Source organism: Kitasatospora albolonga (assembly GCA_002082585.1).
GTDB lineage: Bacteria > Actinomycetota > Actinomycetes > Streptomycetales > Streptomycetaceae > Streptomyces > Streptomyces stephensoniae.
The window spans coordinates 4,454,627-4,469,153 of record CP020563.1; the positions used below are offsets into that span (position 1 = coordinate 4,454,627).

General features: G+C 72.9%; 15 protein-coding genes and 1 pseudogene. 9 read left to right on the plus strand and 7 right to left on the minus strand.

Features of this window, described 5'->3' with window-relative positions:
* The first annotated feature begins 56 nt into the window (after nt 1-56).
* The 3 genes from B7C62_19465 to B7C62_19475 all read left to right on the plus strand — a co-directional run bounded on the left by B7C62_19465 (nt 57) and on the right by B7C62_19475 (nt 3,130).
* On the plus strand, nt 57-1,493 hold the full coding sequence (locus B7C62_19465; protein ID ARF77267.1) for a hypothetical protein: 1,437 nt from the start codon (nt 57-59) through the stop codon (nt 1,491-1,493).
* Nucleotides 1,494-1,757: 264 nt separating this feature from the next.
* Nucleotides 1,758-2,690 carry a hypothetical protein gene (locus tag B7C62_19470; GenBank protein ARF74176.1) on the plus strand — a complete coding sequence of 311 codons (933 nt, stop codon included), beginning with the start codon at nt 1,758-1,760 and terminating at the stop codon, nt 2,688-2,690.
* Nucleotides 2,687-3,130 (plus strand): hypothetical protein, encoded by a 444-nt coding sequence (locus tag B7C62_19475; GenBank protein ARF74177.1) that lies wholly within the window; start codon nt 2,687-2,689, stop codon nt 3,128-3,130. Before B7C62_19470 ends, B7C62_19475 begins: the two co-directional genes overlap by 4 nt.
* Before the next feature lie 15 nt (nt 3,131-3,145).
* On the opposite strand, the gene B7C62_19480 is transcribed toward B7C62_19475, so the two are convergent.
* A complete protein-coding gene (locus tag B7C62_19480) occupies nt 3,146-4,627 on the minus strand; it encodes an MFS transporter (GenBank protein ARF74178.1) in 1,482 nt (493 codons plus the stop codon).
* A 201-nt stretch (nt 4,628-4,828) separates the two neighbouring features.
* On the opposite strand from B7C62_19480, the gene B7C62_19485 reads away from it, so the two are divergent.
* Both B7C62_19485 and B7C62_19490 read left to right on the plus strand, forming a co-directional pair.
* Complete coding sequence (locus B7C62_19485; GenBank protein ID ARF74179.1) at nt 4,829-5,275, plus strand: MarR family transcriptional regulator; 447 nt, start codon at nt 4,829-4,831, stop codon at nt 5,273-5,275.
* 79 nt (nt 5,276-5,354) lie between these two features.
* Nucleotides 5,355-5,993 carry a sortase gene (locus B7C62_19490; GenBank protein ARF77268.1) on the plus strand — a complete coding sequence of 213 codons (639 nt, stop codon included), beginning with the start codon at nt 5,355-5,357 and terminating at the stop codon, nt 5,991-5,993.
* Between the two features lie 6 nt (nt 5,994-5,999).
* On the opposite strand, the gene B7C62_19495 is transcribed toward B7C62_19490, so the two are convergent.
* Both B7C62_19495 and B7C62_19500 read right to left on the minus strand, forming a co-directional pair.
* A complete protein-coding gene (locus B7C62_19495; protein ARF74180.1) occupies nt 6,000-7,409 on the minus strand; it encodes an FAD-dependent oxidoreductase in 1,410 nt (469 codons plus the stop codon).
* A 69-nt stretch (nt 7,410-7,478) separates the two neighbouring features.
* Nucleotides 7,479-8,111 carry a hypothetical protein gene (locus B7C62_19500; protein ARF77269.1) on the minus strand — a complete coding sequence of 211 codons (633 nt, stop codon included), beginning with the start codon at nt 8,109-8,111 and terminating at the stop codon, nt 7,479-7,481.
* A gap of 190 nt (nt 8,112-8,301) precedes the next feature.
* Here B7C62_19500 and B7C62_19505 point away from each other — a divergent pair.
* The 3 genes and pseudogenes from B7C62_19505 (at nt 8,302) to B7C62_19515 (ending at nt 10,230) form a co-directional block, all read left to right on the plus strand.
* A pseudogene (locus B7C62_19505) lies at nt 8,302-8,661 on the plus strand (hydroxyurea phosphotransferase).
* Between the two features lie 14 nt (nt 8,662-8,675).
* Nucleotides 8,676-9,392, plus strand: coding sequence for a hypothetical protein (locus tag B7C62_19510; protein ARF74181.1), 717 nt, complete (start codon nt 8,676-8,678; stop codon nt 9,390-9,392).
* 214 nt (nt 9,393-9,606) lie between these two features.
* Nucleotides 9,607-10,230 (plus strand): hypothetical protein, encoded by a 624-nt coding sequence (locus B7C62_19515; GenBank protein ARF77270.1) that lies wholly within the window; start codon nt 9,607-9,609, stop codon nt 10,228-10,230.
* A 16-nt stretch (nt 10,231-10,246) separates the two neighbouring features.
* Here the strand turns inward: B7C62_19515 and B7C62_19520 are convergent, their stop codons facing one another.
* Nucleotides 10,247-10,744, minus strand: a complete 498-nt coding sequence (locus B7C62_19520) for a hypothetical protein (protein ID ARF74182.1) — start codon at nt 10,742-10,744, stop codon at nt 10,247-10,249.
* A 102-nt stretch (nt 10,745-10,846) separates the two neighbouring features.
* Here B7C62_19520 and B7C62_19525 point away from each other — a divergent pair, with 102 nt between their 5' ends.
* Complete coding sequence (locus tag B7C62_19525) at nt 10,847-11,719, plus strand: hypothetical protein (GenBank protein ARF74183.1); 873 nt, start codon at nt 10,847-10,849, stop codon at nt 11,717-11,719.
* 39 nt (nt 11,720-11,758) lie between these two features.
* Here the strand turns inward: B7C62_19525 and B7C62_19530 are convergent, their stop codons facing one another.
* The 3 genes from B7C62_19530 to B7C62_19540 form a co-directional block, all read right to left on the minus strand.
* Nucleotides 11,759-12,823, minus strand: a complete 1,065-nt coding sequence (locus B7C62_19530) for a methyltransferase (GenBank protein ID ARF74184.1) — start codon at nt 12,821-12,823, stop codon at nt 11,759-11,761.
* Between the two features lie 118 nt (nt 12,824-12,941).
* Nucleotides 12,942-13,769, minus strand: coding sequence for an AraC family transcriptional regulator (locus tag B7C62_19535; protein ARF74185.1), 828 nt, complete (start codon nt 13,767-13,769; stop codon nt 12,942-12,944).
* Nucleotides 13,770-13,865: 96 nt separating this feature from the next.
* On the minus strand, nt 13,866-14,519 hold the full coding sequence (locus B7C62_19540) for a DNA-binding response regulator (protein ID ARF74186.1): 654 nt from the start codon (nt 14,517-14,519) through the stop codon (nt 13,866-13,868).
* Nucleotides 14,520-14,527 lie beyond the last annotated feature (8 nt).

Sequence of the window (14,527 nt, forward strand, 5' to 3'; positions counted from 1 at the left end):
GCCCCCTTGTGCGGGGTCTCCCCGCTGCTATGGTCGGCGTCGTGCGCAAGCGAGAAATGACATTCAGAAGAACAGGTATGGCAGCCGCGTTGGCGCTGTCGGTCGGTCTCATAGGCGGCGGAACAATAGTTTCGGCCGGACCCGCATTTGCTGCCGGTGCGTCGAAATCGTGCCCCGCGCCGGGGGAAGTTCCGGGCATCGGTCATGCCCCGACTTTCACGGACAACAATATCGCCCTCTTCGCCGGTGGTGATTACACCGTCAAGGGCGGTTCGGCGGAGGCGGAGGGGCTGCTCGTCGTCGGCGGGGACGCCCGGTTCGCCAAGAACGGCGGGATCTTCAACATCGGCCGGGTCGGGGCCGGTTCGGGGGTCATCCCGCAGTCCGGTGCGGTGATGCTCGCCGTCGGGGGCGACCTGTCGATCGCCCAGGGCATGACGGTGGACGTCGGACACGGCCTCACCTCCGGCCCCGGATACGGCGGTTCGGTCCGGGTGGGCGGTGAGCTGGCGGTCCGGGGCAAGCTGGAGACGAACGGCGGCGGTCAGGCGGACGGACTGGGCCGGGAGGCGGCGCTGCGGCCGCACGCCGGGTTCGGCGGGACCGTCAAGAAGGAGTCGGCCGCCCTGGGCGCGCTGAAGGCCACGGGGACGACGTCGGCGAAGGGCGGCTCGGTCACCTTCCGCAGTACGGGCCCGAGCAAGGGCGACCTCCAGGTCTTCGAGATCTCCGCCGCCGACATCAACGGCGCCTCGACCTTCTCGTTCGAGTCCATACCGGCCGGATCGTCCGTCGTGGTCAATGTGACCGGTACCCAGGCCGTCCGGATTTCCCCCATGGCGGCCGGACTCAATGGCGACCGGGTCGACGTCTACAGTTCGTCGAAATTCGGTGAAGCCGCTTCACGCATTCTTTACAACTTCCAGGACTCCGCCTCGCTGACCCTGGGCGGCGGCGGCAACTTCATGGGCTCGGTCCTGGCCCCCCGGGCGTCCGCGGACATCACCGCGAGCACCAACGGCCGGCTGTACATCGGCGGGGACCTGACCACCCACGGCACGGGCAACGAGAGCCACAACTACCCCTGGAACGGCACCCCGCCCTTCTCCTGCACCCCGGACACCCCGACCGCCCCGCCCCCCGCTCCGCCCAGCGGTCCGGACGAGCCCGGGACGCCGGACGAGCCCGCCACCCCGGACGAGCCCGGAGTCCCGGACACCCCCGAGACCCCGGGGACGCCCGGGAACCCGCCCGGGGCGACCCCGCCGGAGCGGACCGCCCCGCCGTCGCCCCCGGCCGGGCAGACCCCGCCCGCCGAGCCCCCGGCGTCGGCCGCCCCACCGGTCCCGTCCCCGTCCGCGTCCACCCCGGGCGGCGGCAACCTCGCCCTCACGGGCGCCGGTTCGACGGTGACCATCGCCGTGGCGGCGGCCCTGGTGATCGCCGTCGGCTCGGCGATCGCCCTCGTGACGCGCCGCCGTCGCCGCGTGTGACGCGCCGGACCAGGTGAACGGCTCGAAGGGCGGGGCGGCGCGCACCGGCGCCGCCCCGCCCTTCCGGGTGCGGCACGTCCGCCGCCCACCCCGCGAGGCACCCCATGATCGGAGGCACAGCAGCCCATGACTTCCCGGCACCATTCCCGGACCGACCGGCAGGGGCGCCCGGCAACGCCCCCGCAAGGGCCGTTCCCGCAGGGCATGTCTCCGCAGGGCGTGCCTCCGCAGGGGACGCCCCCACCGGGCGCGTTGCCGCAGGGCGTGCCCCCGCAGGGCACCGTCTGCTTCGCGGCGAGCCCCGTGTTCGGGCATCTCACGCCGCCGGACGGCACCGAGGACACCGTCGAGCAGGAGGTCCTCAACCTCTTCGCGGAGCCGCCCCGCCCGGCGCCCCCGCCCCCGTTCCCACCGAACCGTAAGGCCGACGCCGACGCCGACGCCGACGCCGACGCCGACGCCCACGCCGACGCCGACGCCGACGCCGACGCCGACGCCCACGCCGACGCCGACGCCGACGCCGACGCCGACGCCCACGCCGACGCCGACGCCCACGCCGACACCGGGGGCGATGCCCGTCGCGCCCGGTACGCCCGGATCACCGGGCTCCTCATGTGCGTCGCGGCGGCCGGTGCCGGTTCGCTGACCGTCCTGTACGGGCTCTCCGGCCCTCAGGGCGCCGACCGGCTCGTGACCGTCGACGGGCCGCGGGTGGTGGCCCCGCTGCCCTCGGCGGCCGGGACGTCCGAAGCCCCCGCGCCGGAGCCGCCCCCCACCGCCGACGCCTCGCCGTCACCCTCGACGGCCCCCTCCGCCGTACGCCCGCGGCGTCCGAGCACCGTGCCCGCCCCGTCCGTCACGTCCACCCCCACGCCCCCGTCCGCCCCGCCGTCCCCTTCTCCCCCCGCGCCCCCGTCCGCCCCGGCGTCCGTACCCCCGCCGCCGGTCCGGCAGCCGGACACCCCGCCCGTGCTCACGCTCGGCAGCACGGGCCCCGAAGTGGCCGATCTGCAACGGCGGCTGGACCTGATGCACCTCTACCACGGGGCGTACGACGGTGTGTACGACGAGGACGTGGCGACCGCCGTGCACCGGTTCCAGTGGATACGGGGCATCGACGAGCCCGCCGGGATGTACGGCCCCGCCACCCGGGCGGCCCTCCTGACGGAGACGGGTTCGGCCCGGAGGCGCGCGTGACCCCCGGCGCGGCGGACCGGGGCGAGGGGCAGCGGCTCGTACGGCGGGTCTGTGAACTCTGCGGCGCGGTGCTCCCCGTGGGGCCCGCCGACGGAAGGCCCCGGACGTTCTGCGGAGAGACCTGCCGCCAGACCGCCCACCGCCGCCGCCTGTGCGCGCCCCCGACCGCACCCCGGCCCGTCGTCCCGACGGGCCTCGCGGGCGGGCGGAGGTTCGTGCCGCCGCTCCGGGGGCCGTCCGAGGAGGCCGTCGCTGAGCTGGCCCGGAGCGTACGGGAACACGCCCACGATCTCGTACGCTGGTTGCCCTCCGCCGACGACGAAGAGGCGCTGCGCCGGGTCGCCCAGCTGCGGGAGCAGCTCGACGGGCTGACGGCGGCGGTCATCGGCCGGGCCTGCGGAACCCCCGGCGCGGGGCGTCCGCCCGCCCCGCGCCCGTAGACGTCCCGCAGGCCGTCAGGTGCGCGTGGCGGGCGCCGGTCGCAGCGGTGCCGTCGTCTCCGCCGGTGCCTCCTCCGTACGTACGGGAATGAGCGCGGCGACCACCGCCGCCGTCAGGCCCACCCCGCAGCCGATCAGCATCGCGGTGCGGAAGCCGTTCTCGGAGGGCAGCGGGAAGCCGCCGAAGTCGGTCGTCATGCGGGCCAGGACCACGCCGATGACGGCCGCCGCGAACGACGTGCCGATGGAGCGCATCAGGGCGTTGAAGCTGTTGGCGGAGGCGGTCTCGGACGGGGGGACCGCGCTCATGACGAGAGCGGGCATCGCCCCGTAGGCGAAGCCCACGCCGGAGTTGCAGACCAGGGTGACCAGCAGCAGGCTCCACGGCGAGCCGGAGCCGATCAGCGGGACGGAGAGACCGTAACCGGCGGCGATCAGGAGGCTGCCGGTGGCCAGGGTGACCTTGGGGCCCTTGGCGGCGGAGAGCTTCGCGCCGAGCGGGGACATCGCCATCATCATCAGCCCGGCCGGGGCCATCCACAGGCCCATCGCCAGCATCGACCGCCCCAGGCCGTACCCCGTCGCCTCGGGGAGCTGGAGCAGCTGGGGGACGACGAGGGACTGCGCGTACATCGCGAAGCCGACCAGGACCGAGGCGGTGTTCGTCATCAGGATCTGGGGGCGGGCGGTCACGCGGAGGTCGACCAGCGGGTCGCGCCGCCGCAGCTCCCACCGGGCCCACACGGGGAGGAGGACCAGCGCGGCGGCGAAGAGGGTGAGCGTCGTGGGGCTGGACCAGCCCCAGTCGGCGCCCTTGGAGACGGCGAGCAGCAGGGCGATCAGCGCGGCCCCGAGGCCGATGGCCCCGACCAGGTCGAAGCGGCCCGCCGGGGCGGTGGCCGGGCGGTCGGCGGGGACCAGGGCGCGGATCAGCGCGCCGACCGCGAGGGCCAGGGCGGCGACCACCCAGAACAGCACCCGCCAGCTCGTGTTCTCCGCGATGGCGGCGGCGAACGGCAGGCCCAGGGCGCCGCCCACGCCCATCGACGCGCTCATGACCGCGATGGACGGGCCGAGCCGCTCCGCCGGGACGACGTCCCGCAGCAGGCTGATGCCGAGCGGCACCACGCCCATGCCGAGGCCCTGGAGGCCGCGTCCGGCGATCATCGGGATCACGGACGAGGACAGGGCGCAGACCACCGAGCCGAGGACGAGCGGTACGAGGGAGACGAGCAGCATCCGCCGCTTGCCGTACAGGTCGCCGAGCCGTCCGGCGACGGGGGTGGAGACGGCGGCGGCCAGCAGGGTGGCGGTGATGACCCAGGAGGCGTTGGACGCGGAGGTGGCGAACATCGCCGGGAGCCGCGCGATCAGCGGCACCACCAGGGTCTGCGTGAGCGCGGCCACGATACCGGCGAAGGCCAGGATGGCGACGATCCCGCCGGGGCGGGCCGTGGGTGCCCCCGGGGAGGCCGGTGCGGGTGGTGGAGTCTCCACGGGGTGTCTCTCCGTTTCTCAGCCCTCGGACCTCGGACCTCAGTCCTTGGCTCTCGGACCTCGGCCCTCGGACCTCGGTGGGCTGTGTGGTGATGCGCGATGCACGGAGTGTGCAAGGTACATGGAGTATGCAAGATACATGGAATGTGCATCATGCACGGCTTATGCATCATGCATATCCAGCGTGATATACCTGGATGCGTGGACATGCCCCTCGACCGGATCGAACGCGAGACCATGCTGCTCGGCCGGTACATGCATCTGCTCACCCCGCGCGAGGAGTGGCGGCTCGACCGCAGCGCCTACATCCTCCTCAGCCGGATCGAGGTGGAGGGCCCCATGTCCATCAGCCAGCTCAGCGACGCCTTCGGGCTGGACGCCTCCACGCTCAACCGGCAGACCGCCGCGATGCTGCGCGCCGGGGTCGTCGAGCGCATCCCGGACCCCGACGGGGGCATCGCCCGCAAGTTCGCCATCACCGACGAGGGCGTACGCCGGCTCGACGGCGACCGCAGCCGGAACGTGGCGGGCCTGGCGAAGGTCATGGCCGACTGGACGCCCGAGGAGGCGGAGCAGCTCGCCGTCTCGCTCAGCCGTCTGAACCTCTCCATCGAGCGCCTCGACGGGCGGCCCTGGCCCCGCGACTGACACCCGGCGGCCCCGACTGGGTCCTGGTGTACTGGTGTACGGAGAGGCAGTTCCCCGGACCGGGAGGGGGATGGAGCTCATGAGCCGCCGTCGCCGCCGTCTTCGTACGCGTACGTCTCTCAGGGCCTCGGCCTGTGCCGGTGCCGCCGTCCTGCTGACGACCGCCTTCGTCTCCGCCGCCCCCGCCGACCGCACCGAACCCCGCACCGAGACCGCCGTCCTGGAGATCCCCGCCATCGGTGTCGAGGACCTGGACGTGGTGCCGTACGAGGGGACGACCGACGACCGGCCCGGCAGCCGCATCCAGGACCGGGGCGTCGCCTCCAGTCCGTACGGGGAGGAGGGCGGCGTGGGGCCGGGCGATGTCGGCAACTACCTCGTCACCGCGCACCGGCTCAGCGCCGGGGGCGTGCTGCGGGATCTGCCGGATCTCGGCAAGGGCGATCCCGTGTACGTGACGGAGGACGGCACCCGGTACACGTACGAGATCACCGAGACCCGGAAGACCTCCTTCCGCAGCGAGCGCTCGCTCGCCGAGCAGCGGGCGGAGGTGCCGGGGCGGCCCGGTGAGGAGCCGGACCGGGCGATGATCACGATCTCCACCTGCGCCACCCCCGAGGACGACGCGGCCGGGAACTTCTGGCGCGACGGTCTCGGCAACCCCGAGCACCGGATCGACAAGGTGGGCGTGCTGGTGGCCGAGAGCCCCGCGCCGTAGCCGGTCTCAGTGGCGGCCCGCGATGCGGTCCGCCGCCTTCGCGATCGGGTCGGTCCCGGGGCGCGGCGAGACCGTCTCGCGGCGGTCGGCGGCGCGGTAGGCCGCGTACAGGCCGTGGACGCCCAGCCAGCGGAAGGGTTCCGGCTCCCAGCGGCGGACCTTGTGGTTGACCCAGGGGAGGGTCGTCAGGTCGGTGGGGCCCGCCTGGCCGGAGTCCTGCTGGATCAGGTCGCGCAGGGTGCGGGCGGCGAGGTTGGCGGTGGCGACGCCGGAGCCGACGTACCCGCCCGCCCAGCCGAGCCCCGTGGAGCGGTCCAGGGTGACGGTGGCGCACCAGTCGCGGGGGACGCCGAGGACGCCGGACCAGGCGTGGTCGATGCGGACGCCCGCCGTGGTGGGGAAGAGGCGGACCAGCAGATCGCGCAGGGCGGCGATGGTGGCGGGCCGGGTGCGGCCGTCGTGGTCGGTGGCGGAGCCGTAGCGGTAGGGGTAGCCGCGGCCGCCGATGGCGATGCGGTCGTCGGCGGTGCGCTGGGCGTAGAGGTAGGCGTGGGCCATGTCGCCGAGGGTCTCGCGGCCCTCCCAGCCGATGGTGTCCCAGACGCGGGCGGGGAGCGGTTCGGTGGCGATCATGGAGGAGTTCATCGGGAGCCAGGTCCGCCTGAGCCCCTTGAGGCCCGCCGTGAAGCCCTCGGTGCAGCGCAGGATGTAGGGCGCGCGGACCGTGCCGTACGGGGTGACGGCGTGCTTGGGCTTGATCTCGGTGACCGGTGTCGACTCGTGGATGGTGACCCCGAGCGCCTCCACGGCGTCCGCGAGCCCCTTGACCAGCTTGGCGGGGTGGAGCCGGGCGCCGTGCGGGGTCCAGGTCGAGCCGACGGCCCCGGTGACCCGGACGCGCTCGGCGGTCTCGCGGGCGCCGCGCAGGACCCGGTCGGTCTCCCCGAACGCGATCTCGACGCTGTGGAAGTCCTTGAGCCGGGCGAGCTGGGCCGGGGTGTGGGCGACCTCCAGGACGCCGCCCTGGTGGATGTCCGCCTCGATCTTCTCCTCGGCGGCGATCCGGACGACCTCGCCGACCGTCTCGTTCATCGCCTTCTGGAGCCGTACGGCGGCCTCGTGGCCGTGCAGCTTGGCGTACCGTTCGCGGCCCGCGATGCCGTTGTAGAGCCAGCCGCCGTTACGGCCGGAGGCCCCGTAACCGCAGAACTTGGCCTCCAGCACGGTGATGTTGAGGAAGGGGACGGCCTTCTTCAGGTAGTACGCCGTCCAGAGCCCCGTGTAGCCGCCGCCGACGATGCAGACGTCGGCGCTCGCGTCGCCGGGCAGGGGTTCGCGGGGGGTGGGGGTGCCCTCCTGCGCGTACCAGAACGATATGCCGCCGTTGACGGTACCGGCGTTGCTGACGGTGCTCATGATGCCCCTGGGGTCCCTGTCCGGTGTGATGCCGACCGGTGTGATGTCGAGCGTATGTGTGGCGGGACGTTACTGCGCGGCGGGGCGTTGCGTCTTCCGCGCCTTCCGGCGGGCGTGGGTGGTGAGGGGGTAGCAGGCGAGTCCGGTCAGTACGGCGGTGAAGTGGCCCAGGTCGGTGAAGGTGCGGCCGTCGGCGATCAGGGGGATGCCGTAGAGGACGAGGACGGCGAAGACGTAGACGTACCGCCAGAGGCGCGGCACCCGGTAGGCGAGGACGGCGACCACCCCGGCGAGGGCGTAACTCACCCCGACGTCCAGCGTGTTGACGGCGGACTGCGGCGCGTGCCCGTACCGGACGGCCCAGCCGAGGGCGCCCTCGCTGACCAGGGTGGCCACGACGTGCGCTGCGGCGGCGACCGCGAGCCAGCGCAGGGTGCCCAGCCAGTGTTCGGCGGTGGCGTGGAAGACGGTGAACAGGACGGCGTACGGGAGCCAGCGGGCGCCGTCGATCCACAGGGCGCTGGAGACCAGGACACGGACGGGGTTCTGCGAGAGCTCGTGGAGGTTGGTGGAGCGGTCCCTCAGGAACTCCTCCGCGAAGGCGGGCGACATCCGGTGCAGGACGACGGTGGTGACGAAGAGGATCGCCAGCCAGATGTACGTGCCGGGGGCGCCGGTGATCCAGCGGCGTACGGCGGTGATCCAGGTGTTCTTGGGGTGGTCGGGATGGCTGGGGTGGCGGCTGTGCCCGGTGCTGGGGCCGGGGCTGGGGTGGCGGTGGTTTCGGTCGGTGGTGGTGCGGCGGCCGGTGGATTTCCCGTTGCCGTCGGTGGCCCGGTGCGGCTGTTCTCGGGGCATGGTCCGATTGACGCACGCCCCTAGGATCGGTGGCGTGATCGACATCCCTGACGAGCTGATCGCCACTCAGTACGCATACAACGGGGCGGCCGGGCGAGCCTTCGTCGCCGCGCTGCCGGGCCTCGCCGGGCGGTTCCTGGAGGAGTGGGGGCTGCGGCGGGACGGGCCGTCGATGTACGGCATGTGCGCGCTGGTCCTGCCCGTGGTGCGGGAGGCGGACGGGGTGCCGGCCGTGCTGAAGCTCCAGCTGGTGGACGAGGAGACGGCGGGCGAGCCGGTCGCGCTGCGGGCCTGGGGTGCGGCGGGGGCCGGGGCGGTGGACGTGCTCGGCCATGACCCGGAGACCGGGGCGCTGCTGCTGGAACGGCTTGATGAGGGGCGGCCGTTGGCGGGGGGTGGCCCGGGGGGCTGGTGCGGTGGGGGGTGGCTGGTGCGGCTGGTGTGCTGGGGGTCGGTGTGGGTGGTGGTGTGGTTGATGTGGCTGGGATGCGGGAGACGGCCGGGGCGGTCGGGGCTGCCGGGGTGGCTGACGTAGCTGATGTACGGGGTGCCGTGGGGGTGCTCGGTGAGGTGCTGGCCCGGCTGGTGGCGGTGCCCGCGCCGGAGGGGCTGCGGACCTTGGGTGGCGCGGTGGAGCGGATGCTCGCGGCGGCCCCGGAGACGGTCGGGCGGCTGGCCGACGCCTCGGAGCGGCGGCTGCTCGCGGACTGCGTGGCGGCGGTGCGGGAGGTGGCGGGCGAGCCGGGGGACCGGCTGCTCCACTGGGACCTGCACTACGACAACATCCTGGCGGGGCGGGCGGACACGGGGCGTGCGGGGCAGTGGGTGGCGCTCGACCCCAAGCCGCTGGCGGGGGACCCGGGGTTCGAGCTGTTCCCGGCGCTGGTCAACCTGTTCGACGCCGGGGAGGTGGTGTGGCGGTTCGACGCGTTGACGGAGGCGGTGGGCCTGGAGCGGGACCGGGGGAGGGCGCGGGCCTGGACGCTGGGGCGGGTGCTCCAGAACGCGGTGTGGGGGGCGGGGACCGGCGGGCACAGGATGGTCCCGGAGCATGCGGAGATCGCGCGGCAGCTGCTGGGGGGCGGAGTGACCGTCCGCGCCGGGGTGCGGTGGTGCGGGGGTTGAAGTCGGGGGGGCGGGCCCGAGGACCCGGCGCGGGTGGGGAAGGGGCCGGTAGGGCGGTCGCTCCGACTCCCGTACCTCAGGCGCGCGTGAGGTCCACCCCGGTGTTGTCAGTGGGGTGCGTCACGATGGGGTCATGGCAGCGAGTGCGGGCAGGACGACGAGGACGACGACCGGGACCAAGAAGGGCACCGTCGCGGCGGCGCGGCGCCCGGAGGTGCGGCTGCCGCCGCTCGTTCCGTACGCGGGCGAGGGCCTGGAGCCGGACGGGGACTACGACGGGGTGCGGTTCGACGGGGTGGACCTGGCGGACGCGTCGGGGCGGGGCGCGCGGTTCATGGACTGCGCGCTGGACGGCTGCGCCCTCGACCGTACGGAGCTGGGGCGGGCCCGCTTCATCGACTCGGTGCTGACCGGCGTACGGGGCGTGGGCACCGACCTCGCGGAGGCGTCGCTGCGCGATGTGGAGGTGGTGGACGCGCGCCTGGGCGGGGTGCAGCTGCACGGGGCGGTGCTGGAGCGGGTGGTGGTGCGCGGCGGGAAGATCGATTACCTGAACCTGCGGAAGGCCCGGCTGAAGGACGTGGTCTTCGAGGGCTGTGTGCTCTCCGAGCCGGACTTCGGCGACGCGCACCTGGTGCGGGTGGAGTTCCGGGACTGTGTGCTGAAGCGGGCCGACTTCAGCGCGGTGCGGATGGAGTCGGTGGACCTGCGGACGGTGGCCGAGCTGGACATCGCCCGGGGCGTGGACCGGCTGGCGGGCGCGGTGATCAGCCCGGCGCAGCTGATGGAGCTGGCTCCGGCGTTCGCGGCGCAGATCGGGGTGCGGGTGGAGGCATGAGGCGGGCCTCGCGAGGTCACATACGGGGGAAACGGGCCTGGAGGTCCCAGATCACGGGGTTGTCGGCGAGGCCGTCGTGCATATCGGCGAGGTCGGCGATCAGGTCGTGCAGGAAGTCGCGGGCCTCGCGGCGCAGCAGGGAGTGGCCGAAGGTGAGAGGCGGCTCGTCGCCGGGCATCCAGTCCGCCTCGATGTCCACCCAGCCGAAGCGCCGCTCGAAGATCATGACGTCCGAGGACTCGGTGAAGTCCAGCTCCGCGTACTGCCGCCGGTGCGAGCGGTTGCCGCGCGGGTCCTGGTCGATCTGCTCGACGATGTCGCACAGCGCCCACGCGAAGTCGAGCACCGGCACCCATCCCCAGGCTGTGGACACCTCACGGTCCGCCTTGGTGTCGGCGAGGTAGACGTCACCGGAGAACAGATCGTGCCGCAGCGCGCGGACGTCCGCGCGGCGGTAGTCGGTCTGCGGGGGGTCGGGGAAGCGGCGGGAGAGGGAGTAGCCGATGTCGAGCACGGATCGATGGTGTCATGCCGGGGAGCCGAGACCCACACGATCGGGTGAACGATTGAGCATATGCCTCACGAATGTGCCGAAACGGCCTCTAGCCTCCGGCATATGGTCAGTTCGCCTCATGAGGCTCATCATCGGATCTTTCAGGAAAGCCCTGGCCTATTCGCCAGTGCTTTCCGCACCCTGGGCATCCCCTTTCCGGAGCCCGTCGCGGTGTCGCTCATGGACACGGATCTCACGGAGATCAGGCCGGTCGAACGGCACGTGGACACGCTGCTGCGTATCGAGCTGGCCGGAGGCGACTGCCTCCTGCTGGCGATCGAGGCCCAGGGCAGAAAGGACCCGGACAAGCGGAGCAGCTGGGCCTACTACCTCGCCCACCTCTACGCGAAGTTCCGGTACCCGCCGGTGCTGCTGGTCGTCTGCCGGGACAAGGGGACGGCGGAATGGGCGGCCGAGCCCATCCGTATCGGCCTGGAGAAGCACCCGAGCCTCGCCGTGTACCCGCTGGTGCTCGGCCCGCACAACGTACCGATGGTCACGGACGCGGCACGGGCCGCCGAGGACCTGCCGATGGCCGTCTTCTCCGCGATCACCCATAGTAACGATCACGACATCGCTGCCATACTGGACGCACTCGCCGAGGCCCTCCGGGCCACGGATGCCGACGCCGCAGCGGTCTTCGCCGAATTCACCGAAGCGGGCCTGGGTGCCACCCCGGCCCGTGAGCTCTGGAGGAACCTGATGGGCACTGGTCTCAGCCACTTCCGTGGCTTCGTCGCCGAATCCTTCCGTGACGAGGGGCGGCTGGAGAGCCGTGGCGAGGACATTCTGCGGATTCTCGCCGTGCGCGGTGTCGCTGTGCCGGACGAGGCGCGGCAGCGGATCACCGACTGCAAGGATCTCGCCGTGCTCGACGTGTGGTTCGAGCGGGCCGTCACCGCGCCCACCGCCGACGCGGTGTTCGACGGGAGCTGAGCGCCGCGTTCAGCCGTAGCCGTACCCCCTAGCCCGTGGTCAGTCGGCCACGGCTTCGATGAGGGCGAACGGCGCGGCCTCCGTGAGTGGTGTGACCGCCGTGAGGGCCAGGCCCGCGCGGCGGCACACGTTTGTGAAGTCCTTGTGGGTGCGCTCCCTGCCGCCCACGTTCACCAGCATGTTGAGGTCGCTCAAGTAGGTGATACCCCCGTCGGTGACGCCCGCCGCGCTGTCGACGACCTCGGGGAGCACGGGCTCCACGATCAGGACGAGGCCGCCGGGCGGCAGCACCTTGCGGCAGTTGCTCAGGATCGTGACCACCTGGTCATCCGTCCAGTCGTGCAGGACGCTCTTCATCAGGTACAGCTCCGACCCTGCGGGGACGGAGCGGAAGAAGTCTCCGGCGACTAGTGAGTACCGCCCCTCCAGCCCCCGCCGCGCCATCGTGTCCGGCGCTCCGGCCAGCCCCTCCGCCGTGTCGAGGACCACGCCGATGAGGCCCGGATGCGCGGCGAGCACACCGGCCAGAAGGGTTCCGTTGCCTCCGCCCACGTCCGTGACCGAGGCGTACCGGCCGAAGTCGAAGGCGTGCGGCAGCGTGGCGGAGGTCTCCGAAGTGGCCTGGCTCATCGCCGCGTTGAAGTCCGCCGACAGCTCGGGGTGCTGGGCGAGATGGCTGAAGAAGTCGGTGCCGAAAGCGGTGTCGAACGCGATCTCGCCGGTACGGACACTGTCGTCCAGACGCTCCCAGGCCCGTACGATCGCAGGCTCGGTGAACATCCTGACGAACGAGGCGAGTGAGTCGGGGCGGCCGGGGTGGAGGAGCGCGCCCGCCGGGGTCACCGCGAAGGAGTCGGGGGCGTGTTCCCGCAGCAGGCCGAGCCCGGTCAGGGCACGCAGCAACCGTGTCATGGGCTGGTGCCCGGCCCCGGCGTCGGCGGCCACATCGGCGGCCCGGCGCGGCGCATCGCCGAGCAGCTCGACCACCCCCAACCGGACCGCCGCGCGCAGGGTCTGCGCGGCCATGCTGCCGAACGCGAGTCGGCCGATCAGATCGCGGTCGGCCACGTCCGTCGCTGTGGTTCGGGCTTCGGTGTTCGTCACGGGTGCTGCCTTTCCGGGCGGGGTTCTCGGGCGCGGTTCTGGTTCTTAGAGGAGGTTCTCTGCGGGGTTCTTCACGGAGGTTCTTCATGGGGTCCGCCGCAGGGGTTCCCGCGTACGGTCAGCCTGCGGACGTGGCCCTGCCGGCCAGTGCGCCCGGCGTGCATCCGGCCAGTGCCCGTACGTCCCGGTGAAGGTGCGACTGGTCGGCGTACCCGCAGGCCAGAGCGGTGTCGGAGGCGGAACCGCCCGCGTGCAGTGCCCGTGCGGCGTGGTCGAAGCGGACGAGTACGGCGGCACGCTTGGGGGTGAGGCCGATCTGGTCGGTGAACCTGGACCACAGCCGCTTGCGGCTCCACCCGAAGGAGGCGGCGAGGTCGGCAACCCGTACCCGGCCCCGGTGGGCCACGATGGTGTCCCAGGCGGCGGCGACCTCGGGCGACATCGTCGGTGCCCCCGCGGCCCGCCTCGTGAGGAAGGCATCCGTCAGCACGAGGCGCTCCTGCCATGTGGTGGCGTCCGTCAGCCGCTCGCGGAGAAGGCGCGCGTGCCGTCCCCAGAGGTCCTCGAGCGCGGTGACGGAACCGTCCAGTTCGCGCGGGGGGACCCCCAGCAGCGTATGGGCGGCCTGTGGTGACAGGCACACCTCGACGCATATGGCCCGCTCACCCCGGATGTGGGCCGGGCCGGGTGACAGCGGGGCGACGAAACTCCTCATCGGCCGATGCCCCGTGACGCTCTCCACCGTGAAGGGGGCGTCCCCGAGAGCGATGACGACCACCACGGCGGGCTGGGGGAGCACCTGCATGTCCAGCCCGACGGCCGCACGGTCACGGAAGCCGGCCAGGCGGACCCCGTCGAGCGAGGCGCCGCCGGGGAGGCGGGCAACCTCCCAGCCGTCCTCGGCGTCCCGGTCCCGGGGGACGGACCCCCTCTGCTGTCTGCGCATGCCTCTACCGTCGCCCACTCCGGCGCGCCTGTCTTGGACGAATGTTCTGTGGCGCATGCTCTGCGACGGACGTTCCGTCAGCCCATCAGCCCGGCCCTACGGCAAAAGCCGTTGCTCCTTCGCCACCGATACCGCCCCCGCCCGCGTGTCGACGCCGAGCTTGTCGTAGATCCGGCCCAGGTGGGTCTTGACCGTGGCCTCGCTGATGAACAGGGCGCGGGCGATGTCGCGGTTGCCGAGGCCCTGGGAGAGCTGGGCCAGGATGTCGCGTTCCCGGTCGGTGAGGGTGGGGCGGGGGCTGCGCATGCGGGCCATGACCCGGCTGGCGACGGGGGCCGAGAGCGTGGTGCGGCCCTGGGCGGCGGAGCGGATGGCGGCGAACAGCTCCTCCGGGCGTTCCGCCTTCAGCAGGTAGCCGGTGGCCCCGGCCTCGATGGCCCGGGTGATGTCGGCGTCGGTGTCGTACGTGGTCAGCACCAGGACGTGGACCGTGCCGTCGGCCGCGATGCGGCGGGTCGCCTCGACGCCGTCGATGCCCTCGCCGAGCTGGAGGTCCATGAGGACGACGTCCGGGGTGAGGCGGGCGGCGAGCACCACGGCCTCCTCGCCGCTGCCCGCCTCGCCGACGACCTCGATGTCCGGTTCGCTGCCGAGGAGGGCCAGCAGGCCGGCGCGGACGACCACGTGGTCGTCGCAGAGCAGGATGCGTACGGGAGCGGGGGCGGGGGACGCGGTTGCCTCGCCGGTCATGTGCGGTC

Bases quoted from the DNA above. Each gene is read 5' to 3' on its own strand.
- B7C62_19465 (ARF77267.1), top strand. From the start codon at position 57: ATGACATTCAGAAGAACAGGTATGGCAGCCGCGTTGGCGCTGTCGGTC.
- B7C62_19490 (ARF77268.1), top strand. From the start codon at position 5,355: ATGAGCCGCCGTCGCCGCCGTCTTCGTACGCGTACGTCTCTCAGGGCC.
- B7C62_19495 (ARF74180.1), bottom strand. From the start codon at position 7,409: ATGAGCACCGTCAGCAACGCCGGTACCGTCAACGGCGGCATATCGTTC.
- B7C62_19525 (ARF74183.1), top strand. From the start codon at position 10,847: ATGGTCAGTTCGCCTCATGAGGCTCATCATCGGATCTTTCAGGAAAGC.
- B7C62_19535 (ARF74185.1), bottom strand. From the start codon at position 13,769: ATGCGCAGACAGCAGAGGGGGTCCGTCCCCCGGGACCGGGACGCCGAG.
- B7C62_19540 (ARF74186.1), bottom strand. From the start codon at position 14,519: ATGACCGGCGAGGCAACCGCGTCCCCCGCCCCCGCTCCCGTACGCATC.